The sequence below is a fragment of the Actinocrispum sp. NPDC049592 genome, from assembly GCF_040675465.1.
Taxonomy (GTDB): Bacteria; Actinomycetota; Actinomycetes; order Mycobacteriales; family Pseudonocardiaceae; genus Kibdelosporangium.
Map to the genome: position 1 here is coordinate 56,196 of NZ_JBFAPA010000025.1, position 20,989 is coordinate 77,184.

Sequence of the window (20,989 nt, forward strand, 5' to 3'; positions counted from 1 at the left end):
TCAGAAGGCGAACGGGCCGCCGGTCTCGAAGGCGGTCTTGTTCTCGACGACGAACTGTTCGACGGACAGCGGCGCCTGACCGCTGATCCGTTGGACGTTGTCGTCGGTGCCCGCGAACACGCCGTTGTGGTAGTCGATCGCGACGTTGGTCAGGTGCTGGATGAAGTACGTCGACGCGCCCCGTTTCGCCATGGCCTCAGCGAACTCCTCGATCGTGATCGGCTCGTAGTGCACCGGGAGGCCGAGGGTGGCCGACATGGCCTGGGCGATGTCGTAGTGGTTCATCTCGACCGGGCCGTGCAGCGAGTAGCTCGCACGGTCGTGCGGCTCGGGGTCTCGGAGCAGGGCCGCGATCACGCGCGACTGGTCGGCCACGGCGATCGGGGCGTGACGGCCGGCGCCGAACGGCAGCCGGAGACACCCTTCGCCGTCACGTTTCTGCCACCACAGCGTGAGCCACTCGGCGAAGAACGTCGGCCGGATGTGCGTGGTGATCAGGTTCGTCCGGTCCAGCAGCCGCTCGCACAGCCAGTGGTTGCGGGCGGCGTCGCTGACCGCCTCACGGCGGGCGCAGACCTGGGACATGTTCACCACCGAGCCGACCCCGCCTCGGTGGCCGCCTGCGCGAAGATCGCGGTCGCCTCGACCAGGCCGGGCACGATCGGGTGGCAGGAGTAGGCGCCGCTCACACCCCGCAGGGCCGCCGACATCTCGTAGAGGTTGTGGAAGTCCCCCGACGACCACCTCGGCGCTGGCCTCGGCCAAGGCCCGGGACCGGTCGTCCTCGCGGTGCACCAACGCCCGGACGCGGTGGCCGCCCTTCAGCAGGAGTTCAGCCGTGCCGCGGCCGGACTTTCCGGTCGCCACGGTCAGGAACAGTTTCTCGGTCATCGGTCAGGCCGCCTTCCTGATCGTCCGCGACGCGTTCTACGGGGGTACGCCGGTTCGGCGACTTCGCCACCCAGCTCGGCATCCCCCGCGCGGTGCTGACCAGGCGCCTGAAGTTCCCCGTCCGCGAAGGCGTACTCGACCGCGACACCACCGGCGAGTACCAGCTCACCGGCAAGGGCGTCCAGCTGTGGCCGATCGTGCGGTCGCTGATGGCCTGGGGTGACGAGTTCTACTCACCGACGGGCGTGAAACGGGCCCTGCGCCACGACATCGACGACGGCCTGCTAGACCACGCGGGCCGTTGCCCGGAATGCGGCGAGATCGTGCCGGTCGCGGACACCCGGATCGAACCCGGGCCCGGCTTCACCCCCTCGGAGACCGAACTCGACCCGGTGTCCGCCGTGCTCAATACGCCGCGACGCCTGCTGTCACCAATTCGCCGACGCCAGAAGGGGCGAGATCTGAGGCTGTCTTGCGGGACAAGGACTTCATCAGCCTGTGGGGTGACCGGGTCACCGTCGCCCGGCGAACCGGGCGGGGCTGACGCCCAGCATGCGTTTGAAGTGCCGGGTCAGGTGGGACTGGTCGTAGAACCCGGCTTCGCCTGCCACCGCGGCGGCCGGGTAACCCGCCAACAGCAGTCTGCGGGCCACTTCCACGCGACGGCCGGTCAGGTACTGGTGTGGTGGCAGGGAAAACCGCCGGGTGAAGGCGCGGATCAGGTGGGTCGGGTCGGCGTGCAGCAGGCGGGCGGCTTCTTCGAGCGGCAGCCCTTCGACCACGCGCGAGTCCAGCAGATCGCGCAAGTCGTCGGCCAGCCCCCGGTCCGGGCGCGGTGGTGTGGGGCGCATGTCGCGGCGCAGGTGTTTGCCGAGGCGTTCGACGATCAAGGCGAACCGGCTCTGGGCCTCGAATTCCTCGCCCGGGGTGGTCAGGGTGTCGTGCAGGCTGCCGAGCCGGTTCCACAGCAACGGGTCCAGCATGGTCGGGTGGTCGGTCGCCGGGCCGATCAGGTCGGCGTCGAGCGCGTCCTCGGGCAGGTACAGCACCCGCTTGCGGAACCCTTGCGGCGCCGCGGTTCTTCCGTTGTGCGGGATGTGCGGCGGCAGGAGAACGACCTGCGAGCGGAGCGTGCCGTGCTCGTGACGGTCCAAATCGTACTGCAGCACGCCGTCGTCCAGGATCAGCAGCGTCCACACCGTGTGCGTGTGGACGGGGTACGCGTGCCGCCGGAAGTGGGCGTGGAAGACCTCGCTGATTCCCGGGATGCCCGGGCTCCAGGCGGTGATCGCGGTGTCGCCGACCATGCCAGGAATGTACAAGACCGGCGAGCCACCGGCGAGCAGGATCGTTGCGTGGAAACCAGTCACCGAGACGCGCCCGGCCTTGCCTCGTATCTGTCCCTGCTCACGACCATGATCTTGTTCGGGGCGGCGTTCACCAGCTCCAAGGTCGTGGTCGGTCAGTTACCCCACGGCGTCGCCGCGGCGCTGCGGTTCGGCGGCGCAGCGGTGATCCTGGTGGTGGTGCTGTGCCTTCGCCCCGGCTCGATGCGGTTCTCCTGGCGTGATCTGCGGCGGGCCGGCTCGATCGGACTGATCGGCATCACGGCCTACAACTTCTTTTTCTTCTGGGGTCTCACGCTCGCCCCGGCGATCGACGGCAGCATCATCGTTCCGGTGCTGGCTCCCGTTCTCACGGCGCTGTTCTTCCTCGTGACCGGGCGGGAACCGGCCTCGCCCAGCCGGATCACGGGTCTCGTGCTCGGCGTGGCCGGGTCTGTCGTGTTCTTCGCCGGCATCGGCGGGGCCGGGTCCGCAGCGTCCGGCGGCCGGTTCGCGGGCGATCTTCTGTATCTCGCCGGGGCCGCGTGCTGGGCGACCTACAGCATCCTGTCCAAAAAGGTCTTGAGCACGATAGAACCGTTGCGCGCCACCACATATGCCACTGGCATGGGCGCGCTGGCACTGATCGTCATCGCCGTTCCGCCGGTTGCAGGCACGGACTGGTCGTCGGTGTCCGCGGTCACGTGGGCGAACGTCGTCTTCCTCGCGGTCGGCCCGACGGCCATCGCTTACTTGTTGTACTACCGTGCGCTCCGTTCCGTCAGCCCGGTCACGGCGACGATCGCGATGTTCGTCGCACCGGTCTTCGGGACGGTGAGTTCCGTGATATTCCTGGGTGAGTCGTTCGGCACGGTTCAGCTCATCGGCGCCCTCATCACCGTCGCCGGTGCCATACTGGCAATTGGTGTGATCAACGAGAAGAAGGTGGCGCGTGACCGTTCTCCAGTTGCTGCTCGACCGCAGGCGCGAAGGAAGCACTCCCGGGCAGCGCACTGACGATGCGCGGCTGGTGCTGGTGATCGAGGGCGGAAGTTCGCGCGGCGCCTACTCCAGCGGCATGACGGTCGCCATCGAACGACTGGGGTTGCTGCCCGCCTTCGATGCGGTCTACGGCAGTTCCGCGGGGGCGCTGAACGGGGCGTGGTTGTTGTGTGGGCGCGCGGAAAGCACGATGCACGCCTGGTGGACGCCGAGCATCATGCGCACGACCATCGACCCCAGGCGCGCACTGCGACGGCAACCGGTGGTGGACACGCATTTCCTGGTGCACACCGTGTACACCGAGATCATGCCGATGGGGTTCCAGGAGATCCTGGGCAGTCCCATCGAGTTCCATCCGATCGCCACGGACTGCCTTACCGGCAAGGGTGTCGATCTGCACGACACGATCCGGGACCAGGCGAGCCTGCAGGCGGCTCTGCGCGCGTCGACCGCGATGCCTTTTCTCGCAGGCGATCCGGTGTCCATCGACGGGAGGTCCTATGTGGACGCTGGACTGAGCGAAGCGGTGCCCGTCCGGACCGCACTCGCCCAGCAGGCCACGCACATCGTCGCGCTTCGCACTCGCCGGACCGGCGAGGCGTCGTCGGCTCCGTCGCTGGGTGAGCGGATGTTGTTGTCGCGCTGGCTTGCCCGGTACGCGCCTGGGGTCGTCCAGCCGTGGCTGGGCCGCGAAGCTCTCCGCGCCGAGGAAGAGGAGCTTCTGGCGTCGCATCCGGCGACCTTGCAGATCCGTCCGCCGCTGGGCAGTGTGCGGATCGGCCGCACCGAACGGCGTCCTGGCCCGCTGCGTACGGCTGTCGATACCGGCATCGAAGCGGCGTTGACGGAACTCGCGGCCGTCGTTGAGGAGCCGGTATGAGCGTGACGGATCGGGTCCGGGTGGACAGGGGAACCATGACGGCCACCGGCACGTTGATCAACGCCGGGCGGCACGTCGCCCTGGCCGGAGCGCGCTTGCAGGACAGCGATGGCAGGGTGCCGGCGACCGCCAACTGCCTCGTCGGCCGGCCTTGATCACACCGGGAGCCCCCGGGCGGCGGCCAGCAACGCGACCCGGACCACCTCGACCGGCTCGACGTTCTTGTCGGCCAGGTCGGTGTAGTGCTCGATCGCCAGGCGCAGGGCGAGGTTGATCAGCCCGGCCCGCATCCGGATCGTCAGGTCGTCGGCCGGCCTCCCGGCGCGCTCGGCCAGAACGGCCGCGAACACCGGTTCGGCGTCGGAGTGCGCCTGGATCCACACCGCGCGCAGGGCCGGTTCGGTCCGGGTCAGGCGGACCAGGTCGACGACGGTGGGCAGCTGCCCGCTGAGGTCGCCGCCGTCGCTCCGCAACCGGTCGGCGAGCCAGCGCACACCCTCCTCCCGCGGCCAGTCGCGCATGCAGCGCACGGTGATGTCGATCCCCGTGGTCAGCAGGGGCAGGACGCAGCTTTCCTTCGATGGGAAGTAGCGCCACAACGTGCGCAGCGACAACCCGGCCGCCGCGGCGATCTCCTCCGCCGAGGTCGCGGACACACCTTTCTCGGTGAACAGCCGGACCGCCTCGCGGGCGATCTCCAGCCGCGTCTCGGCCTTGCGCCGTTCGGTCAGTGGCGGCCTGCCGACCCTCCCCGTGGCGTTCACCGGCGCAGCCTAACACTTTTAGGCACGATGCGACTTAGTGGCACTTCGTGTCATTAAGTTGTACGCTGGCGTCCGAGCGATCGGAGTCCACTGTGGAGAACACCAGCGTTGTCGTGACGGGTGCGGGTTCGGGGATCGGCCGGGCGACCGCCCTCCGGTTCGCCTCGCAGGGCGCCAATGTCGTCGTGGCCGATGTCAACGCGGAGACCGCCAAGGCCGTCGCCGACGAGATCGGCAACGCGGTACCCGTGGTCGGGGATCTGAGTGACCCCGCGGTGGTCGACCAGGTGGTCACCACAGCCGTGGAGACCTTCGGCGGCATCGACGTGTTGGTGAACAACGCCGGGATCATGGACCGGATGTCCGCCGCGGCCGACGTCACCGACACCGAGTGGGAGCGCGTTCTCCGGGTGAACCTCACCGCGCCGTTCCTGCTGACCCGCGCGGTCCTCCCCCACATGCTCGCCAAGGGCAAGGGCGCCATCGTCTACACCGCGTCCGAGGCGGCTCTGCGCGGAAGCGCCTCAGGCACCGCGTACACCGTGTCCAAGCACGGCATCGTCGGGCTGACCAAGTCGGTCGCGATCATGTACCGCGAGGCCGGGATCCGCGCCAACGCCATCGCCCCCGGCGGCACCATGACCGGCATCACCCTCGACGTGGACCCCGGCGCCGTCGGCCCCCAGATCGTTGGCGGCTATGCGAAGAACGTCGGCCGGGTGTCCACTCCGGACGAACAAGCCGCCGCCATCGTCTTCCTCGCCTCCGACGCCGCCAGCAACATCAACGGAGTCATCCTCCCCGTCGACAACGGCTGGTCCGCTGTCTGAGATCATGCGTCGACCATGCGCGCGCCGGATCGGCGCTGGCGGCGGTAGTCGGTGGGTGACAAGGAGAACTCGCGTTTGAAGGCCTTGCTGAACGCGAACTCGGACTGGTAGCCGACCTGACGGGCGATCGCGGCCAGCGGCTGGTCGCCGCGGCCGAGGAGGTGGCCGGCCTTGGTCATCCGCCACCAGGTGAGGTAGCTCAACGGAGGTTCGCCGACCAGCTCGGTGAACCGGCGGGCGAAGGTGGCGCGGGACAGGCCGACGTGTTCGGCGAGACTGGCGACTGTCCACTGTGTCTCGGGGTGGTGCTGGATGCGGCCCAGTGCCGCGGAGATCGCCGGGTCGGTCATGGCGGAGGCCCAGCCGCTGGGGTTGGTGCGGTACCAGGTGCGGATGATGTAGAGCAGCAGCAGGTCGAGCAGGGCTGGGATGGCGGCGCTCGTTCCTGGCCGGCGTTCGTCCATTTCGGCGCCCAGGAGGTCCACAATGGACTGGACGCCGGGCTCGGGTGCGACCTTGGCCGGCAGGTGGATCACTTCGGGCAGGGCCGCGATCAGTGGGTGTGGGCGGATGGTGTCGAGGTAGTAGGAGCCGCACAGCATCGAGGTGCGCGGGCCGTCACCGTCCGGGATGTCCGGGGCGGCGACCCCGCCCATGGGGTGCTGCGGCGACTTCGGGTCGTCGACCAGGGCGTGGCTGCGGCCGTGGGACACGAAGACGACGTCACCCACGTTCAGGCGGATCGGATCGGCGTCGCCGGGCGGCAGCATCCAGGCCGCGCCCTGCAGGATCACGTGGAAACCGGCGCCGCCCATCGCCGGGAACCGCATCCCCCACGGCGTCCGCAGGCTGCAGCGCGCGGAGGTCGGCGCGCCGGCCCGCATCGACGCGATCGCCTCACCGATGATGTCCACACCGTCAGCCTACGCCAGACGATCGGACATGCACCCGCGATTCTTGGCTATGGATCGTCTCAGCGAACGCTCATAGCGTGGATGACATGACAGAACTTCCACAGGTGGTGACCCGCTTCATCGAGGCGGGCAACGCCCACGACACAGACGGCATGCTCGCGACCTTCGCCGAGGACGCCCTGGTCAACGACATCCAGCGCAACTTCTGGGGCGCCGCGTCGATCGGGCGGTTCATCGACAAGGAGATCGTCGGCGCGAAGGTGACCATGAACGTTGTGGGTGTCCGGCGGCACTACGACACGTGGATCGTCGACGCGCAGCTCGACGGCACCTACGACAAGACCGGCCTGCCCGACCCGCTCGTGCTCAGCTACCACTTCACCGTCATCGGCGAGCGGATCACCACGTTGATGATCATCGCCGAGAAGCCGGGGTACTGACATGGACCTGGCAGGCAAACGCGTCCTGGTGACCGGTGGCACCAAAGGTATCGGCGCCGCGATCGTCACCCGCTTGACCGACGAAGGCGCCCGCGTGGCCACCACCGCCCGTTCGGCCGCCGGCTCCCCCGCCGAGTTGTTCGTCAAGGCCGACCTCGCCATCGACGCTTCCCTTGTCGCGCAAGAGGTTCTCGATACCTTCGGTGGCGTCGACATCGTCGTGCACAACGCCGGCGGGTTCCACTTCGAGCCGGGCCCGGCCGAGTCCTGCCGCGACCAGGACTGGCAGGACGTCCTCGAGCTCAACCTGCTGGCGCCGATGCGGATCGACCGCGCGGTCATCCCGCACCTGACCGCCGGGAGCGCGATCGTGCACATCACGTCGATTGCCCGGCTGATGCCCATGACCGGGCCGTTGCCGTACGCCAGCGCCAAGGCGGCGTTGACCGCGTACAGCAAGCGCCTGGCCGCCGAACTCGGCCCGCGCGGCATCCGGGTCAACTCGGTGCTGCCCGGGTTCATCGAGACCGAAGGCGCCCGGCGGGTGCTCGGCAAGTTCTCCGCCGACCCGGACATCGCGCGTGCCGAACTGCTGAAATCCCTCGGCGGGGTGCCCCTGGGCCGGCCCGGGCGGCCGCGGGAGGTCGCCGACCTGGTCGCGTTCCTGGTGTCCGGGCAGGCCTCGTGGATCACCGGCGCCGAGTACCGGATCGACGGCGGCAACGTCCCCGCTGTCTAATGACCCGCGGGAGAGTGCATACTGGCGGCCCGAGGTCATTTGGCCGTTCCGTTGAACCGCCAGCGGCAGGCACAGTGCTCGTGAGCACCACACGCCGCAGGAGGTTCCATGCAGAGCAACGAGGACGTCACCGACCTGCTGGACGATGTCCGCACCTCGATGGCGGACCTGACGGCGGCGCTGGAGGACGACCCCGGTGGCCCGCAGACGCTGACCGCGATCTGCGCCGAGGCGGTGCGGGTCGTGCCCGGCGCCGACATGGCCAGCATCACGTCCATCACCGGCCGGACGCCCCGGACGGAAGCCCACACCGACGAACGCGCGCTGAAGGTCGACCTGGCCCAGTACGAGGCCGGGTACGGCCCGTGCCTGGAGGCCGCGCGCACCGGGCAGACCGTGCGGGTGTCGACGGGGACCGCGCACGAGCTGTGGCCGGATTTCGTCGAGCCCGCGCTGCGGCATGGGGTCCGCAGCTACCTCGCCGCGCCGCTGCGGGTGGACGACCGGCTCTCGGGGGCGATCAACCTGTTCGGGTTCGAGGACCACGGGTTCCACGAGACCGACGGCAAACTGCTGGAGCTGTACACTACCGTCGTGGCGTTCTGCCTGCGCACCGCGCGGCGCTACCGGGAGACCCGCGAGCTCGCGGAGAACCTCAGAGCCGCGATGCAGTCCCGCGCGGTGATCGAGCAGGCCAAAGGCATCCTGATGGCGGTTCACAAGATCACCGACGAGCAGGCCATCGGCAGGCTGATCGAGCAGTCCCAGCGGCAGAACGTCAAGCTGCGGGAGGTGGCGACCGAGTTCGTCCGCCGGATGTCGGAGGACGAGGACGCCTGACGGCGCCTGTTTCAGTCCCCCAGACCGTGCACGGTCGTCATCGTGGACAGGCCGGAGAACGCGACCACGGGCGCCAGCACCGACGGGACCACCACCTCGATGCGCTCGGCGTGGATGAACAGCACGGCCAGCCCGGCGCTGTCGATGTACTCGACCCCGGACAGGTCCACCACGACCCGGCCGGGCGTGCCCTCGATCGCCTCGGTGAGCACGTCGCTGTTGGTCATGTCGATCTCGCCGGTGGCCAAGAGGACCACGGTTCCGTCCGGCCCCCGCTCGGGTGTCACGGTCAGTGGTGTCGTCATCCGGGGATCCTCATGTGCATGTCGACGGTGGTGCCGTCCGGGCCGGGAAGGAAGGTGACCTTTCGCATGATCGCACGCATCAGCTTGATGCCCCGGCCACGCATCGGGTCGGCCTCGGGCTGGGGTGGCCGCCAGCGACCGGTGTCGGCCACGCTCAGGAACAGCTCACGGGCCGTCGCCTCCAGCCGCAACCGGATGGCGCCGGGTGACGTGCCCCGGTAACCGTGTTCGATCGCGTTGGTGCACGCCTCACCCGCGGCCACCAGCACTCCCTGAGCGGTCTCCCGCGTAAGCCCGCAGCGGTCCATCCACGTGCGCAGCTTTCTTCGGACCTCCCGCAGCCGCGCGGGTTCGGCGGGGAACGTCAGGTCGAACGGCACCGGATGGCGCCACAGCAGGAGAGCCACGTCGTCCTCATACCCCTCGGCCGGGGCCAGTTTCGTCATCAGCCGCGTGGCGAGCTCGTCGAGCGCCAGGTCGCGACCGCCGAGGAGGACGGCGGCGGCCTGGTCGATGCCGTCGGTCAGCGACCGGCGGCGGCGCTCGACCAGCCCGTCGGTGTACACGAGCAAGGTGGCGCGAGCAGGCACGACACAGTCCGCTTCCGGGCGGTCGGCCCCGGGCAGCACGGCCAGCGGGACCGAGCCCGCCCGGCCGAGCAGCACGGTGCCGCCGTGCGGATCCGCGAGGACCGGCGGCAGGTGGCCGGCGCTGGAGTAGGTCAGGTGACCCGTTTCCGGGTCGAGAACGCCGCAGAACACGGTCGTGCACCTGGCCTCGGGGATGCCCGCCGCGAAGGTGTCCAGCGCCATCAGGGTGCGGGCCGGACCGGTCTGCTGCAACAGGAGGGCCCGGCAGGCGCTGCGCAGCTGCCCCATGACCGCGGCGGCTTTCAGGCCGCGGCCGACGCAGTCACCGACCACGATGCCGATCCGGCCGTCCGGCAGGGCCACGACGTCGTACCAGTCGCCGCCCACCGCGAGCGGCCGGGCGGCCGGCTCGTACCGGACGGCGAACCCGCCGGGCAGCTGCGACGGACCGAGAAGGGCCCGTTGCAGCGCCAGGGCGGTCTCGCGCTGCTGGTCGATCTGGTGGACACGGGCCAGACCTTGGGCGAGGTGGGCGGCCAGCAGCGACAGCAGCAGGGTGTCCTGTTCGGTGAACTGGCGATCGGCGGCCAGGTCGACGCCGAGCACCACAGTGCCGTCGGGATGCCCGAAGGCGATGCCGGTGCCGTCGGCGGTCGTGGTCAGGGCGGGCCGTTCGCGCAGCGCGGTCAACGCCTCCCGCCAGTGGCCCGGGAGGTCGTCCCACGAGAAGCCGGGGTCGGTGCTGGTCGTCGTCGGCCGGTCGCGCTCGTCGAAGACGACGGCCACAACGCGCTCGGCATCCCACAACCGCCGCATCTGGTCCAACGCACCGGCCAACGCGTCGGACACACTGGTCGCCTCGGACATCCGCATGCTCAACGCCGCCAGCGCGGTGTCCCGCTGGATCGCGTGGCGCTCGGCGGTGACATCCCGGAACGTGCCCACCACGACCTTGCGGCCCGAGTCGGGGTCCTCGGCCGGGTTGACCGTGACGCTGATCCACATCCGGCGGCCGTCGCGGTGGTTCACCGGAATGGTGTGACTGCCGCGCTCGCGGCCGATCAGTTCGCGGAACACGGCCATGATCTGGCGGTGCGCCTCGGGATCTGCGTGCTCGTCCGGCCACCACGGGTGCGGCGGCGCGTAGGGCATCCGGTCCGGGCCGTAGCCGAGGATGTCGGTGAACGCGCGGTTGATCTCCACGACGTTGCCGTCCTCGTCGCAGACGAAGAACGCCTCCTGCAACGAGTCGATCAGCGCGGCACGCCATCGGACGTGGTGGGTGCGCAACCGGACCAGGTCCACGTTCGCGCGGACCCTGGCCAGCAGCTCGGCCGCGCTGAACGGCTTGACCAGGTAGTCGTCGGCCCCGGCGCGCAGTCCCTCGGCCGACGCCTCCTGCCCGGCGCGCGCGGACAGCAGCAGGACCGGGACCGTCTCGGTCCGCCGGTCCGCTCGCAGGGCCGCCACCAGGGACAGGCCGTCCAGGCGCGGCATCATCACGTCGCTGACGACAAGATCGACCGGACGCCGGCGGACCGACTCCAAGGCCTCCACACCGTCGGTGACCGTGCGGACCTCGTAGCCGGCGCCAGTCAGCAGGCGGGCCAGGTACTCCCGCATGTCGGCGTTGTCGTCGGCGATCAGGACTGTGGTCGTGGACGGCGCCACAGCGAGGTTCATGCCCGGGTCGTCGCCGTTGTGCTCGCCGGGCAGCCAGCGCAACGCCTCCTGCACGTACGGGTCGGCAGTGATGGCCGGGGTCGCCGTGCCCGCACCCGCTGACAAGGCGTCGGCGGGCAGATGAGCCGAACCGAACGGCAGCCGGATGGTGAATCGTGTGCCCTCGGACTCGACGCTGTCCGCCGTGATCGTGCCGCCGTGCAGGCCGACGAGCTCCTGCACGAGCGCCAGGCCGATACCGCTGCCCTCGTTGGACCGGCCGCGGACGTTCTCGATCCGGTGGAACCGCTGGAACAGCCGAGGTATCTCCTCGGGCGCGACGCCGATCCCGGTGTCGGCGACGGTCACCACGGCCTCGCCGTCACCGGCGTGCACCGAGACCCGGACCGAACCGTCGAAGGTGAACTTCAGCGCGTTGCTCAACAGGTTGAAGATCACCTTCTCCCACATGCCCCGGTCGATGTACACCGGCTCGGGCAGCGGCGGGCAGTCGACCTCGAAGGCCAGCCCGGCCTTCTCGATCGCCGAGCGGAACACGCTGGCCAGGTCCGAGGTGACGGCGGCCAAGTCGGCGGGCTCGTAGCTCGCCTTCATCCGCCCGGCCTCGATGCGGGAGAAGTCCAGCAGCGCGGTGACCAGCTTGCCCAGCCGCAGTCCGTTGCGGTGGACGAGGTCCAGCTCCCGCTGGGTCTCCGGGTCGTGGCCGCCCAGCCGGTCGCGCAGCTCGGCGACCGGGCCCATGATCAACGCGAGCGGGGTGCGGAACTCGTGGCTGATGTTGGCGAAGAACGTGGTCTTGGCCCGGTCCAGCTCGGCCAGCTCCTCGGCCCGCCGCTGCTGCGCCTGGTAGCTGCGGGCACCGGCGATCCCCGACACGACATGCCCGGCGACCAGTTCGACGAAGCCGCGGTAGGCCTCGTCCAGCGGCCGGTACCGGTTGAGCCCGGCGACCAGGAACCCGTAGGGCGCGATCCCCTGCTGCTGCAACGGCACCAGCAGGGCCTCGGCGGGCGGCTCCGGCCAGTCGCCGCCGGGCAGGCCGGTGAGGGGGTCCTTGTCGAGCTGCACGACCACGGACTGCCCAGAGTGGGCCTCCGGCCAAACCTCGGCCGCCGGGAACGTGGCGCCGAACCCGGTCGCACCCGCCAGGCGCGCACTGCCGTCGTCCTCGAACAGGTAGGTCAGCGTGAACGGCAGGTCCCGGAGGTTGCCGTTCAGCTGGTCGTGGAGGAACGCGAGGGTCTGCTGTTCGGTGCGGACGACGCTGGTGTCCGACCCGAGGTCGCGCAGCGTTGCCATCCGCCGCTCGCCGATGACCTTGTCGGTGTCCTCGCTGACCACGCACAGCATGCCGACCACGACGCCCGCGTCGTCGCGCAGCGGGCTGTAGGAGAACGTGTGGTAGGTCTCCTCGGGGTAACCGGACCGCTCCAGCAACAGCAGCAGTTCCTCGTCCCAGGTCGCCTGTCCGGTGGTGAGCACGGTCTCGATCCGCGGGCCGATGTCGCGCCAGATCTCCGCCCACACCTCGCGGGCGGGGCGGCCCAGCGCCCACGGGTATTTGCGGCCGAGGGTGTCGCGGCGGTAGGCGGCGTTGCAGAAGAACGTCAGTTCGGGTCCCCAGGCCAGCCACATCGGGAACCGGGACGACAGCACGATGCTCACCGCCGTCCGCAGGCTCTGCGGCCAGCCGGAGGGCGGGCCGAGCGGGCCCGCGGCCCAGTCGACCGCCGCCAGGTCCGCGCCGACCTCACCGTCGGCGGCGAACACGTCGGGCACGTGGGTCACCGGACAGTCACTCCCTCGTGCCAGCAGAGAAACCGAAGCATTGCGCGCTGTCCCCTGTGGTCGCAGCCCGGTACCTGCGTCGAAGAATAGCCAGCCACCGGCGGTTGTGCCGGACAGCGAGATTCTCTGGGGAGAAATCGCCGCGGGGCGGCACGTCACCGGCGAGGCGGTCAACCGGCCGCCCGCAACCGGTGAAACGAGGAGTGCCATGTCACTTCGACGAATCTGGTGCCTGCTGCTGGCGGTCGCGGCCGTCCTCGGGCTGCCGTTGGCGCAGGCCAACGCCGCGCCCGTGCTGCCGTGGCCGGACCAGCCGGTCGGTACGCTGACCAACCCGGCGACCGGCCTGGCGATGGACGTCTTCGGATATCGGACCGACGCGCAGACACCCATCCAGGTCTGGCCGCTGCTGGGCGCCGACAACCAGCGGTGGAAGCTGGTCAACGTGCCCGGCGGGGTGGAGATCCGCGGCATCGGCAGCGGGATGTGCGTGGATGTCGCGTGGGGCAGCACCGACAACTGGGCCCCGGTCTGGCAATGGCCGTGCTACGGCGGCACCGCGCAGGTGTGGCGCGAGGAGATCTTCCAGACCCGGCCGGACGGGGTGCGCACCACGAAGTTCCGCAACGTCAACAGCGGCAAGTGCCTGACCATGGACGGCCTGTCCAGCGCACAGGGCCGTCAGCTGCGCCAGTTCGACTGTTCCACCAGCGACCTGCGGCAGGAATGGGCGCTGACCACGTCACCGCAGGTCGCCGCGTGCACGACACCGGCGGTCCCGCCCGGTGCCATGTTCCGTGCCATCGGCAACCGCAACACCTTCTGGCACAGCGGCCTGGACGATCCGTTCTGGCACAGCAACGGCGGCTTCCTGCCCGGTGACCTGATCCGCTTCACCGCCACCGGCAGCACCCAGATCGCCACGTGGGGCTCGCACAAGCCACCGTCCGGGGACGTCGGCGACATCGCCCCGGACGACGGCCGCTGGCCGCTTCCGGGTTCGCCGAAGTACGGACTGCTCATGCGGGTGCGCACCGGTTCGGCGGTGTGGGTGAGCGGACGTGGGTTCGCGCGCTCGATCGACCCGGGCCAGTGGCAGTACATCGGCCAGGACAGCGGCTGCCTGATGGTCAAGCAGGCCCCGGGCGACTTCGAGTTCCTGATCAACGACGCCAACCTCGGTGACAACAACGACGGCCCTGACGTCACCGCCGCCCAGTGGCGCGGCACGCCGTACTACACCGGCTGATTCCCGCGATCCGGCCCCTCCGCGGGGCCGGATCGCTTGCAACGCGCCGAAATGCGGGTTTCGGGCAGGCACACCCTATCGGGCGATCGCGGGCGGGCAGGTGGGTGCGGGATCCTTCGGGCACTTGGCCGAGGGGGCTGACGATGGTGTTCGCGGTTGTGCTGACAGCCGGAAAAATCTTGGGAAACCGCGGGGAGAACTCGCGGTCCGCTCGCACGTACCTCCCGACACGGTCCGACCGGTGCCCTTCGGGAGGAAAGATGACGACGGCTCAAGGCGGTGCGCGATGACCGCCGACCACAGTGACCTGGTGCAACGGCTGCGGTTCGCGGAAGGCGCCGGGCAGCGGCTGGCGCAGCGGCAGCTCTATGACCTCTGCCGCGACCGGCTGGGCAGATACTTCCGGTCCCGGTTGCGCAACCCGGCGGACGCCGACGACTACGTCCATGAGGTGTTCGTCAAGGCGCTGGAGGGCATCCAGCGCGGCAACGAGCCCAAGGACATCGCCGCCTGGCTGACCGGCATCGCCTGGAACATGCTCAAACGCCACTACGAGGAGCTCAAGCACTACAGCGATGTCGAGGTCCCCGAGGACCACGTGCGCGACCACGGTGTCGTCCTGGAGCTCGCCAACGAGCTCACCGACGACGACCGGCCCGACCAGCCCGCGGACTTCGAGACCCTGCTGGGCAAACGCGAACTCTGGCGGATCGTGCAGATCGCCATCACGGCGATCAGTCCCAGTCTGCGGAAGGTGATCACCAAACACATCGAGCTGAACGTCGCCCTGCGGCGCAAGATCACGAGCGCGGAGCTGGGTGAGGCGCTCGGCATGCGGGCCAGCCAGGTCGACCGGCAGCTGCACCGGGCCCGGCTGGCGACTGTGAACGCCGCGGCCGCGCTGGTACTGGCCCGGTCGGGCCGCAGCGCGTGCCCGGATCTCGGTCTGATGCTGGCTGAGCTGCTGACCGAGGCCCAGCTGGCGGCCGGCCACAACCTGGTGCTGGAGCCGAAACAGTCCGACAAGGTCCTCAAGCACGCCGCCGGGTGCGCGAAATGCGGTGCCGGCGCGGACAACGCCCGCGACTACGTGAACTGGGTCCTGGGACCGGGGCTGGTCTTTGCGGACGACGACGAACGGCGCCGCATGCTGGCGGCGCTGTTCGGCCGCGCGAGTGACGCGCCCGCGGCGGTGGCGGTCGCCGAACCCACCGTGGCCGCGTTGGAAAAGGTGGTGGACAAGCCGACGGGACCGGGTGGGTCGCTGCCGATCCTGTCCCGGGTGACCGGGTCGCGGCTGATGACCTCGATCACCCAGCTCGCGCACGACCCGATCATCGTGCGGGCCCTCGCCAGTACCGCGGCCGCGGTCGTGCTGGGCATTTGCGGGTTGATCACCGCGTCAGCGCCGTTCCCGCCACCGGCGTACGGCGAAGCTCTGCAACCGCCGCCGATCTCGACCACACCAAAGCCCACCGATCCCAGCTCGCAGAACCCAGGCCCCGTCGCCGGTCCACCCACTACGACGACCACCACCACCCCGAAGCCGCAACCGGGCAACGACCAACCGGCGCAAGCCGGAGAACCGGCGCCGAACCCTCCCGCACCGGCCACGACGACTTCAGCCACTCAACAGTCACAGCGATCGTCAGACAACCAAACCCAGACGGGCGCCACAGAAACCAGTTCGACCGACTCGTCCTCCACCGGCACCACAACGACGGAGACCACCACTACTACCGGCGGCACGCAGGCGCCGCGCTACGAGAACACCGGGTTCGACCTCAGGGACACCGACTACATGATGTTCGGGGTCTCCGGTGGCGGCAACTGGCAGGCCACAACCGCCGTCCAGCACCAAAAACTGACTCCGGGGCGGCACTTCCTGATGGCGGTGCCGGGCCAGCAGGTCTGGTTCACCGTCGCCGATGACAACACTGTTGACTACGACCACAGCCAGGACGGGATGTTCGGCGGCCGCGGCACTAACACTCTTGTGGTGCACGGGATCCCGATGACGCTCGACAACTCCGGCGTGGACTACTCGAACAGCTCGGTCAGCGGTGTCGGCTGGAAGGCGCCGCAGCCGAAGCACACCTTCAAGCTGCTGCCCGGCCAGCACCAGGTCGTCACCACCGGCAGCCCTGGCGTGCCGTTCGCGATCACCCCGGACGGTCACGTCGACTACGCGGCCGAACAGGATCGCGTCCTCGACGGTCAGGGCACGAGCACACTCACGCTGCGCGGCCTGCCGGTCACGCTGAACACCACCGACCTCGACGACGGCAACACCACCATCGGCGGCATCAACTTCAAGGCCCCAGGCACGAGCCGCGTCTTCCAGCTCCTGCCCGGCGCACACCAGTTCCTCAGCTACACCAACATCCAGCTCCCGTTCGTCGTCTCGCCGGAGGGGACGGTCGGCTACCGTGCCGACCTGCAGGGAACCCTGACCGGGTCCGGCACTCGAACCCTTGCCGTGCACGGTGTTGCGGTGACCCTGAACACGGCCGGGATCGACTACCTCAACACCACCATCGGCGGGATCGGCTGGCAGGCGCGTCAGCCAAGCCGTACCTACAAGATCCTCGCCGGCCCGCATGAGATCGTCACCTACAACAACCTGCGGTTCCAGTTCACTGTTGGCAAGCAGGGAGAAGTGGGCTACAAACCAGAGCTGGGCAGTATCCTCTCAGGCAGCGGAACGTCCACTTTGACCGTTCGCGGGTTCACGATCACCCTGGACACCAACGACATCGACTACGGCAACACCACAGTCGGCGCGGTCGACTGGAAGGCTCCGCGCAAGCTGCAGGAGTTCAAGTTGTTGCCCGGCGCCCACGAGATCGTCACGAACAACAGCATCAAGTTGCCGTTCACCGTGAGCCCCGACGGGCACGTCGAGTACAAGCCGGAACTGCGTGGGACGTTCACCGGCGGCGGCACGACCGCGCTCGCGATCCACGGGCTCACCTTGACCTTCAACACCACTGAAGTCGACTACGCGGACGACACGATCAACGGCATCGGCTGGCAGGGGCGCCAGGCCATCCGCACCTACAAGCTGCTGCCCGGCCCGCACGACATCATCACCTACGGCAACATCAAGATTCCGTTCACGTTCACCCCGCAGGGAACCGTCACCTATCCGGCGGACGTGCGCGGCACGTTGACCGGCGAGGGCACCTCGACGCTCGCGCTGCACGGCGTCTCGATCACCTTCGACGGCCGCGAGTGCGGCACGGCGTACTTCGGTGTCAGCGGCGCGGGGTACTGGGTCTCACCGCAGCTCAAGACATTGCGGCTGGCGCCGGGTCCGCACGTGTTCGCGTTGCAGAACACCACGAGGTACGCCTTCCAGGTCACCAAGGACGGTCACGTCGAGTACGACCACAGCCTCGACGGTGTCCTCAGTGGACGCGGTGGTTCCACTCTCGTGGTGCGGCAACGGTGATGCCCTCCCGGCCCGGCGGCGCCACCGCCGGGCCGGGAACGTGCAGCCACGCGGTGGTCTCGACTTCCTTGGCCACCACGCGGACCTGTGTGTACGCGGCCCGGTCGATCCCTGGATAGCCGTGCCGGACCACCGCGTCGTGCATCGCCTGGGACACAACGACCACGAGATCGACCTCGGGCGACCGCACCAGCTCCTGGTACAGCGGCGAGCTGTTGACCAACCGGCAGGCCAGATACAGGTCCGTGCCCACCCACCCCGACGGTCCGCGCAGCACCTCACCGGCGTGGATCGCCACCCGCAGCCGGATCCGCAAACCCTCCCCCACCACCGAATTGTACTCACGCAATCCCTTTGCCAGCGTGGGAACCAGCGGACCGAGCAGATCCACTTTGGACACATCAGGCGGCACCAACAGGATCATCCCGTCACCCCGGTCCTCCACCACGAGCGTGCCCCACTCGACCCCCACCGCCCGGAACGCCGCCCGCACCACCACATCCAGCGCCTCCCGCGACCTCAGCTGCGCACAGTCATCCCACCGTCCCGACCCCACCATGTCGATCACGACGATGGACCTGTACTCCGGCCGCCACACCAGTTCCGCCACACTCATCTCGACCACTCCTCGGTTGTTGTGCGTCTCACCGGTGTTGTGGCCCGATCGCGGCGGATCTCCCCGAATTTCGCCAGGGTCGAGGAAGAGTCGTGCCGATAACCGATCGAGAGCTGCTGGCCGCGTGCTCGAACTCCCCATGCTCCCCATCGCCTCGGCTCGTGAAGGTACACGCGACCGCGGGCCTGGTCTTCTGTGGCCGGGGGTCAGCCGCTCGTCCGCGATCGGGCGATGGCCGCCAGGATCGCCGCGGCCACGAGGTCCGGGTCATCGACGTTGATGTTGTGCGTGGTGTGGCTGGCCCGGACCTGGCGGGTGTTGCTGGACATGGTGAGGAAGTCGGCCTGCAGTTGCTCCCAGGCCGGAAACCACTGCTCGCGGCCATCCGGGCCGGCGGTGACCACGGTGATGGGCAGGTCGCCGAAATGGCGGGCAAGGGTCCTCGGCGTGGTCATGCCGAAGATCATTCCGAGCGCCTCCTGGACCACCGCCCGCCGCAGCGCCGTGGTGAGGGAGCGGGCGATGTGGGCGTCGACGAGGTCGGCGGGCACCTCTTGGGAGGCCCGCTTCCGCAGCCCGGGGACGAGGCCGAGGGCGACACGCGCCCGATACAACCCCAGCACCCGCGCCCGATGACTGACCGCCAGCGTCCACAGGTCACGGACGCCCATCTTGGGATCGAGCCGGGAAAGGACGCGGGTGTTGTCCTCGTGAGAGGCGTCGACCAGGATCAGCTCCGCCACCCGGTCCGGATGGCGGGCCGCGAACACCCGCGCGACCAACCCGCCCAGCGAGTGGCCGACCATGATCACCGGACCCTCGATGCGCAAGGCCGTGATCAGCGAGTCGAGTTCGCCGGCCATCGCGGCAGGCGTCCGCGGCCACGCAGCCGGGTCGCTCCAGCCGATCCCGCCACGATCGACCACGATGACCGACGCATCGGAACGCGCGGCCACAGCATCCTGAACGCGGACCCACTCCAGCGCAGGCGTCCCCAAACCCGGTTGCACCACCACAACCGGGCCGCGGCCGCCGGAGCGCAGGACGTGCATCCTCCGCCCACCGATGTCGACCAGCTCGCCGGGTGGCGGGAACCGGCGACTGTCCCGTCGCTCGGCCAACCATTGGAAGAGGGCGCTGGCGGCCGGGAGCATGAACAGAACCGCCCGAGTAGTCCGGCGCACCGCTAGGTCCTTCCCCACCAACGACTTCGAGAGGGCGACCTGCATTGTCCCGGCGCTACCGGACCACCGCCAGGGCCACCATGCGCTACAGGCGATCGGGGAGGATCCGGGACAGGGCGTTGAGGGCACTCGGCCAGCCGCTGGGTGATGGGGCGCCGAAACCAACGACCAGGGCATCCCGATCGCGCGGAACCGTGGGGTGGCGGAAGAGGTCGAGGCCGTAGACGGCGAGGCGGCGGGACACGGCGCTGGCGACTGTCGCCTTCTCGGTGTCGCGCGGGAGTTCGATGAGGGCGTGCAGGCCCGCGGCGATGCCGGGCATCCGGACGGACTCGCCGCGACCGGCGACCATCTCCACCAGCTCGTCGCGGCGCTGGCGGTAGCGGCCGCGCATGATCCGGACGTGTTTGTCGTAGCCGCCGGAGTCGAGCAGCTCCGCGAGGGCGAGCTGCTCCACGATCCCGGTCACGCCCATGCCGCCGAGCACCCGGGCGAGGTCCGCGGCCAATGAGTCGGGCACGACCATCCAGCCGATGCGCAGCGCCGGGGCGATCGCCTTGCTGGCCGTCCCGAGATACACGACGTGGTCCGGGTCGAGGCCCTGCAGGGCACCGACGGGTTTGCGGTCGTAGCGGAACTCACCGTCGTAGTCGTCCTCGATCACCAGGCCGCCGTTGGCTCGGGCCCAGTCGACCGCGGCCGCCCGCCGCCGCGCGTCGAGGGCGACCCCGGTCGGGAACTGGTGCGCGGGGGTCAGCAGCACCGCACCGCCACCGGCCAGCCGATCGGTGCGGGCACCGTGCTGGTCCACCGGGATGGGCGGCGTCCGCAGCCCGGCGCGGCCGAGCAACTCACGGTGCAGCGGCATGCCATACGCCTCGACCGCCACGGCACCCGTCCGCCGCACCCGCAAAGCCGCGGCCAGCAGGGCGATGCCGTGGGACGCGCCGGAGCTGATCACGATTCGTTCCGGGTCGGTGTAGACGCCCCGGGTGCGGGCGAGGTAGTCCGCCAACGCGCGGCGCAGCTCCATCCGCCCGGCGGGCGGCGTCGCGACGAACGCACTGCCCGGGGCGTGCTCGGTCGCCCGCCGGGTCGCCTTCACCCACGCGGCCCGGGGGAACGACGAGACATCCGGCCGGCCGGGGCGCAGATCGTGCAGCGGGCGTTCATCGGACGACTGCTGCTTCGTCACAGGTGGCCGCGGCTCGGCGACCGCCTGACGACGGTCCGCCACCTGCGTGCCCGCCCCTTGGCGCGCGGTCAGCCACCCCTCGTCGATCAGCTCGGCATACGCGGCCACCACGGTGTTCCGGGCGATACCGAGATCCAACGCGAGACTGCGGCTGGACGGCAGCTTCGTGCCGGGCGTGAGCCGGCCGGTCCGCACCGCGTCCCGCAATGCCCCGGTCAACCCTGCCAGCACCTTCGGACCGCGCACATCCAGGTGCAGGTCGACGCCGACACGACTCATGGCACCCCTTCCCATCCTGGC

General features: G+C 69.6%; 18 protein-coding genes and 1 pseudogene. 10 read left to right on the forward strand and 9 right to left on the reverse strand.

The window, feature by feature from the left end:
• Complete coding sequence (locus AB0J95_RS45215) at positions 1 to 891, reverse strand: hypothetical protein (protein WP_364772097.1); 891 nt, start codon at positions 889 to 891, stop codon at positions 1 to 3.
• A 50-nt stretch (positions 892 to 941) separates the two neighbouring features.
• Between AB0J95_RS45215 and AB0J95_RS45220 the strand changes: the two are divergent.
• Positions 942 to 1,115 (forward strand): annotated as a pseudogene (locus AB0J95_RS45220) (winged helix-turn-helix transcriptional regulator); the annotation flags it as partial.
• A gap of 288 nt (positions 1,116 to 1,403) precedes the next feature.
• Here the strand turns inward: AB0J95_RS45220 and AB0J95_RS45225 are convergent.
• Entirely contained in the window at positions 1,404 to 2,198 is a 795-nt protein-coding gene (locus AB0J95_RS45225) for a helix-turn-helix transcriptional regulator (protein ID WP_364772099.1), read from the reverse strand.
• Positions 2,199 to 2,246: 48 nt separating this feature from the next.
• Between AB0J95_RS45225 and AB0J95_RS45230 the strand changes: the two genes are divergently transcribed.
• The 3 genes from AB0J95_RS45230 to AB0J95_RS45240 are packed head-to-tail and all read left to right on the forward strand — an operon-like array spanning position 2,247 to position 4,253.
• A complete protein-coding gene (locus tag AB0J95_RS45230) occupies positions 2,247 to 3,233 on the forward strand; it encodes a DMT family transporter (protein ID WP_364772101.1) in 987 nt (328 codons plus the stop codon).
• Positions 3,169 to 4,098, forward strand: coding sequence for a patatin family protein (locus AB0J95_RS45235; RefSeq protein ID WP_364772102.1), 930 nt, complete (start codon positions 3,169 to 3,171; stop codon positions 4,096 to 4,098). Before AB0J95_RS45230 ends, AB0J95_RS45235 begins: the two co-directional genes overlap by 65 nt.
• Positions 4,095 to 4,253 (forward strand): hypothetical protein, encoded by a 159-nt coding sequence (locus tag AB0J95_RS45240; protein ID WP_364772104.1) that lies wholly within the window; start codon positions 4,095 to 4,097, stop codon positions 4,251 to 4,253. Before AB0J95_RS45235 ends, AB0J95_RS45240 begins: the two co-directional genes overlap by 4 nt.
• On the opposite strand, the gene AB0J95_RS45245 is transcribed toward AB0J95_RS45240, so the two are convergent.
• Positions 4,254 to 4,862 carry a TetR family transcriptional regulator gene (locus tag AB0J95_RS45245; RefSeq protein WP_364772106.1) on the reverse strand — a complete coding sequence of 203 codons (609 nt, stop codon included), beginning with the start codon at positions 4,860 to 4,862 and terminating at the stop codon, positions 4,254 to 4,256.
• A 47-nt stretch (positions 4,863 to 4,909) separates the two neighbouring features.
• Between AB0J95_RS45245 and AB0J95_RS45250 the strand changes: the two genes are divergently transcribed.
• Positions 4,910 to 5,692, forward strand: a complete 783-nt coding sequence (locus AB0J95_RS45250) for an SDR family oxidoreductase (protein ID WP_364772108.1) — start codon at positions 4,910 to 4,912, stop codon at positions 5,690 to 5,692.
• Positions 5,693 to 5,694: 2 nt separating this feature from the next.
• On the opposite strand, the gene AB0J95_RS45255 is transcribed toward AB0J95_RS45250, so the two are convergent.
• Positions 5,695 to 6,606 carry an AraC family transcriptional regulator gene (locus AB0J95_RS45255; protein WP_364772110.1) on the reverse strand — a complete coding sequence of 304 codons (912 nt, stop codon included), beginning with the start codon at positions 6,604 to 6,606 and terminating at the stop codon, positions 5,695 to 5,697.
• A gap of 86 nt (positions 6,607 to 6,692) precedes the next feature.
• Here AB0J95_RS45255 and AB0J95_RS45260 point away from each other — a divergent pair, with 86 nt between their 5' ends.
• The 3 genes from AB0J95_RS45260 (at position 6,693) to AB0J95_RS45270 (ending at position 8,625) form a co-directional block, all read left to right on the forward strand.
• Positions 6,693 to 7,046, forward strand: a complete 354-nt coding sequence (locus tag AB0J95_RS45260) for a nuclear transport factor 2 family protein (protein ID WP_364772112.1) — start codon at positions 6,693 to 6,695, stop codon at positions 7,044 to 7,046.
• 1 nt (position 7,047) lies between these two features.
• Positions 7,048 to 7,785 (forward strand): oxidoreductase, encoded by a 738-nt coding sequence (locus tag AB0J95_RS45265; RefSeq protein WP_364772114.1) that lies wholly within the window; start codon positions 7,048 to 7,050, stop codon positions 7,783 to 7,785.
• A 108-nt stretch (positions 7,786 to 7,893) separates the two neighbouring features.
• Entirely contained in the window at positions 7,894 to 8,625 is a 732-nt protein-coding gene (locus AB0J95_RS45270) for a GAF and ANTAR domain-containing protein (protein WP_364772116.1), read from the forward strand.
• Between the two features lie 11 nt (positions 8,626 to 8,636).
• Here the strand turns inward: AB0J95_RS45270 and AB0J95_RS45275 are convergent, their stop codons facing one another.
• Together AB0J95_RS45275 and AB0J95_RS45280 are read right to left on the reverse strand one after the other, a co-directional pair.
• Positions 8,637 to 8,930: an STAS domain-containing protein gene (locus tag AB0J95_RS45275; RefSeq protein WP_364772118.1), complete on the reverse strand. Its 294-nt coding sequence runs from the start codon at positions 8,928 to 8,930 to the stop codon at positions 8,637 to 8,639.
• Complete coding sequence (locus AB0J95_RS45280; RefSeq protein WP_364772120.1) at positions 8,927 to 12,991, reverse strand: SpoIIE family protein phosphatase; 4,065 nt, start codon at positions 12,989 to 12,991, stop codon at positions 8,927 to 8,929. Before AB0J95_RS45280 ends, AB0J95_RS45275 begins: the two co-directional genes overlap by 4 nt.
• 208 nt (positions 12,992 to 13,199) lie before the next feature.
• Here AB0J95_RS45280 and AB0J95_RS45285 point away from each other — a divergent pair, with 208 nt between their 5' ends.
• Both AB0J95_RS45285 and AB0J95_RS45290 read left to right on the forward strand, forming a co-directional pair.
• Positions 13,200 to 14,240 (forward strand): RICIN domain-containing protein, encoded by a 1,041-nt coding sequence (locus AB0J95_RS45285; protein ID WP_364772122.1) that lies wholly within the window; start codon positions 13,200 to 13,202, stop codon positions 14,238 to 14,240.
• A 286-nt stretch (positions 14,241 to 14,526) separates the two neighbouring features.
• Positions 14,527 to 17,694, forward strand: a complete 3,168-nt coding sequence (locus AB0J95_RS45290) for an RNA polymerase sigma factor (protein WP_364772124.1) — start codon at positions 14,527 to 14,529, stop codon at positions 17,692 to 17,694.
• Here the strand turns inward: AB0J95_RS45290 and AB0J95_RS45295 are convergent.
• The 3 genes from AB0J95_RS45295 to AB0J95_RS45305 form a co-directional block, all read right to left on the reverse strand.
• Positions 17,651 to 18,310 carry a hypothetical protein gene (locus AB0J95_RS45295; protein WP_364772126.1) on the reverse strand — a complete coding sequence of 220 codons (660 nt, stop codon included), beginning with the start codon at positions 18,308 to 18,310 and terminating at the stop codon, positions 17,651 to 17,653. The two genes, AB0J95_RS45290 and AB0J95_RS45295, sit on opposite strands and share 44 nt — an antisense overlap.
• A gap of 206 nt (positions 18,311 to 18,516) precedes the next feature.
• Positions 18,517 to 19,494 carry an alpha/beta hydrolase gene (locus tag AB0J95_RS45300; RefSeq protein ID WP_364772128.1) on the reverse strand — a complete coding sequence of 326 codons (978 nt, stop codon included), beginning with the start codon at positions 19,492 to 19,494 and terminating at the stop codon, positions 18,517 to 18,519.
• Positions 19,495 to 19,579: 85 nt separating this feature from the next.
• A complete protein-coding gene (locus tag AB0J95_RS45305; protein ID WP_364772131.1) occupies positions 19,580 to 20,968 on the reverse strand; it encodes a PLP-dependent aminotransferase family protein in 1,389 nt (462 codons plus the stop codon).
• Positions 20,969 to 20,989: the final 21 nt, after the last annotated feature.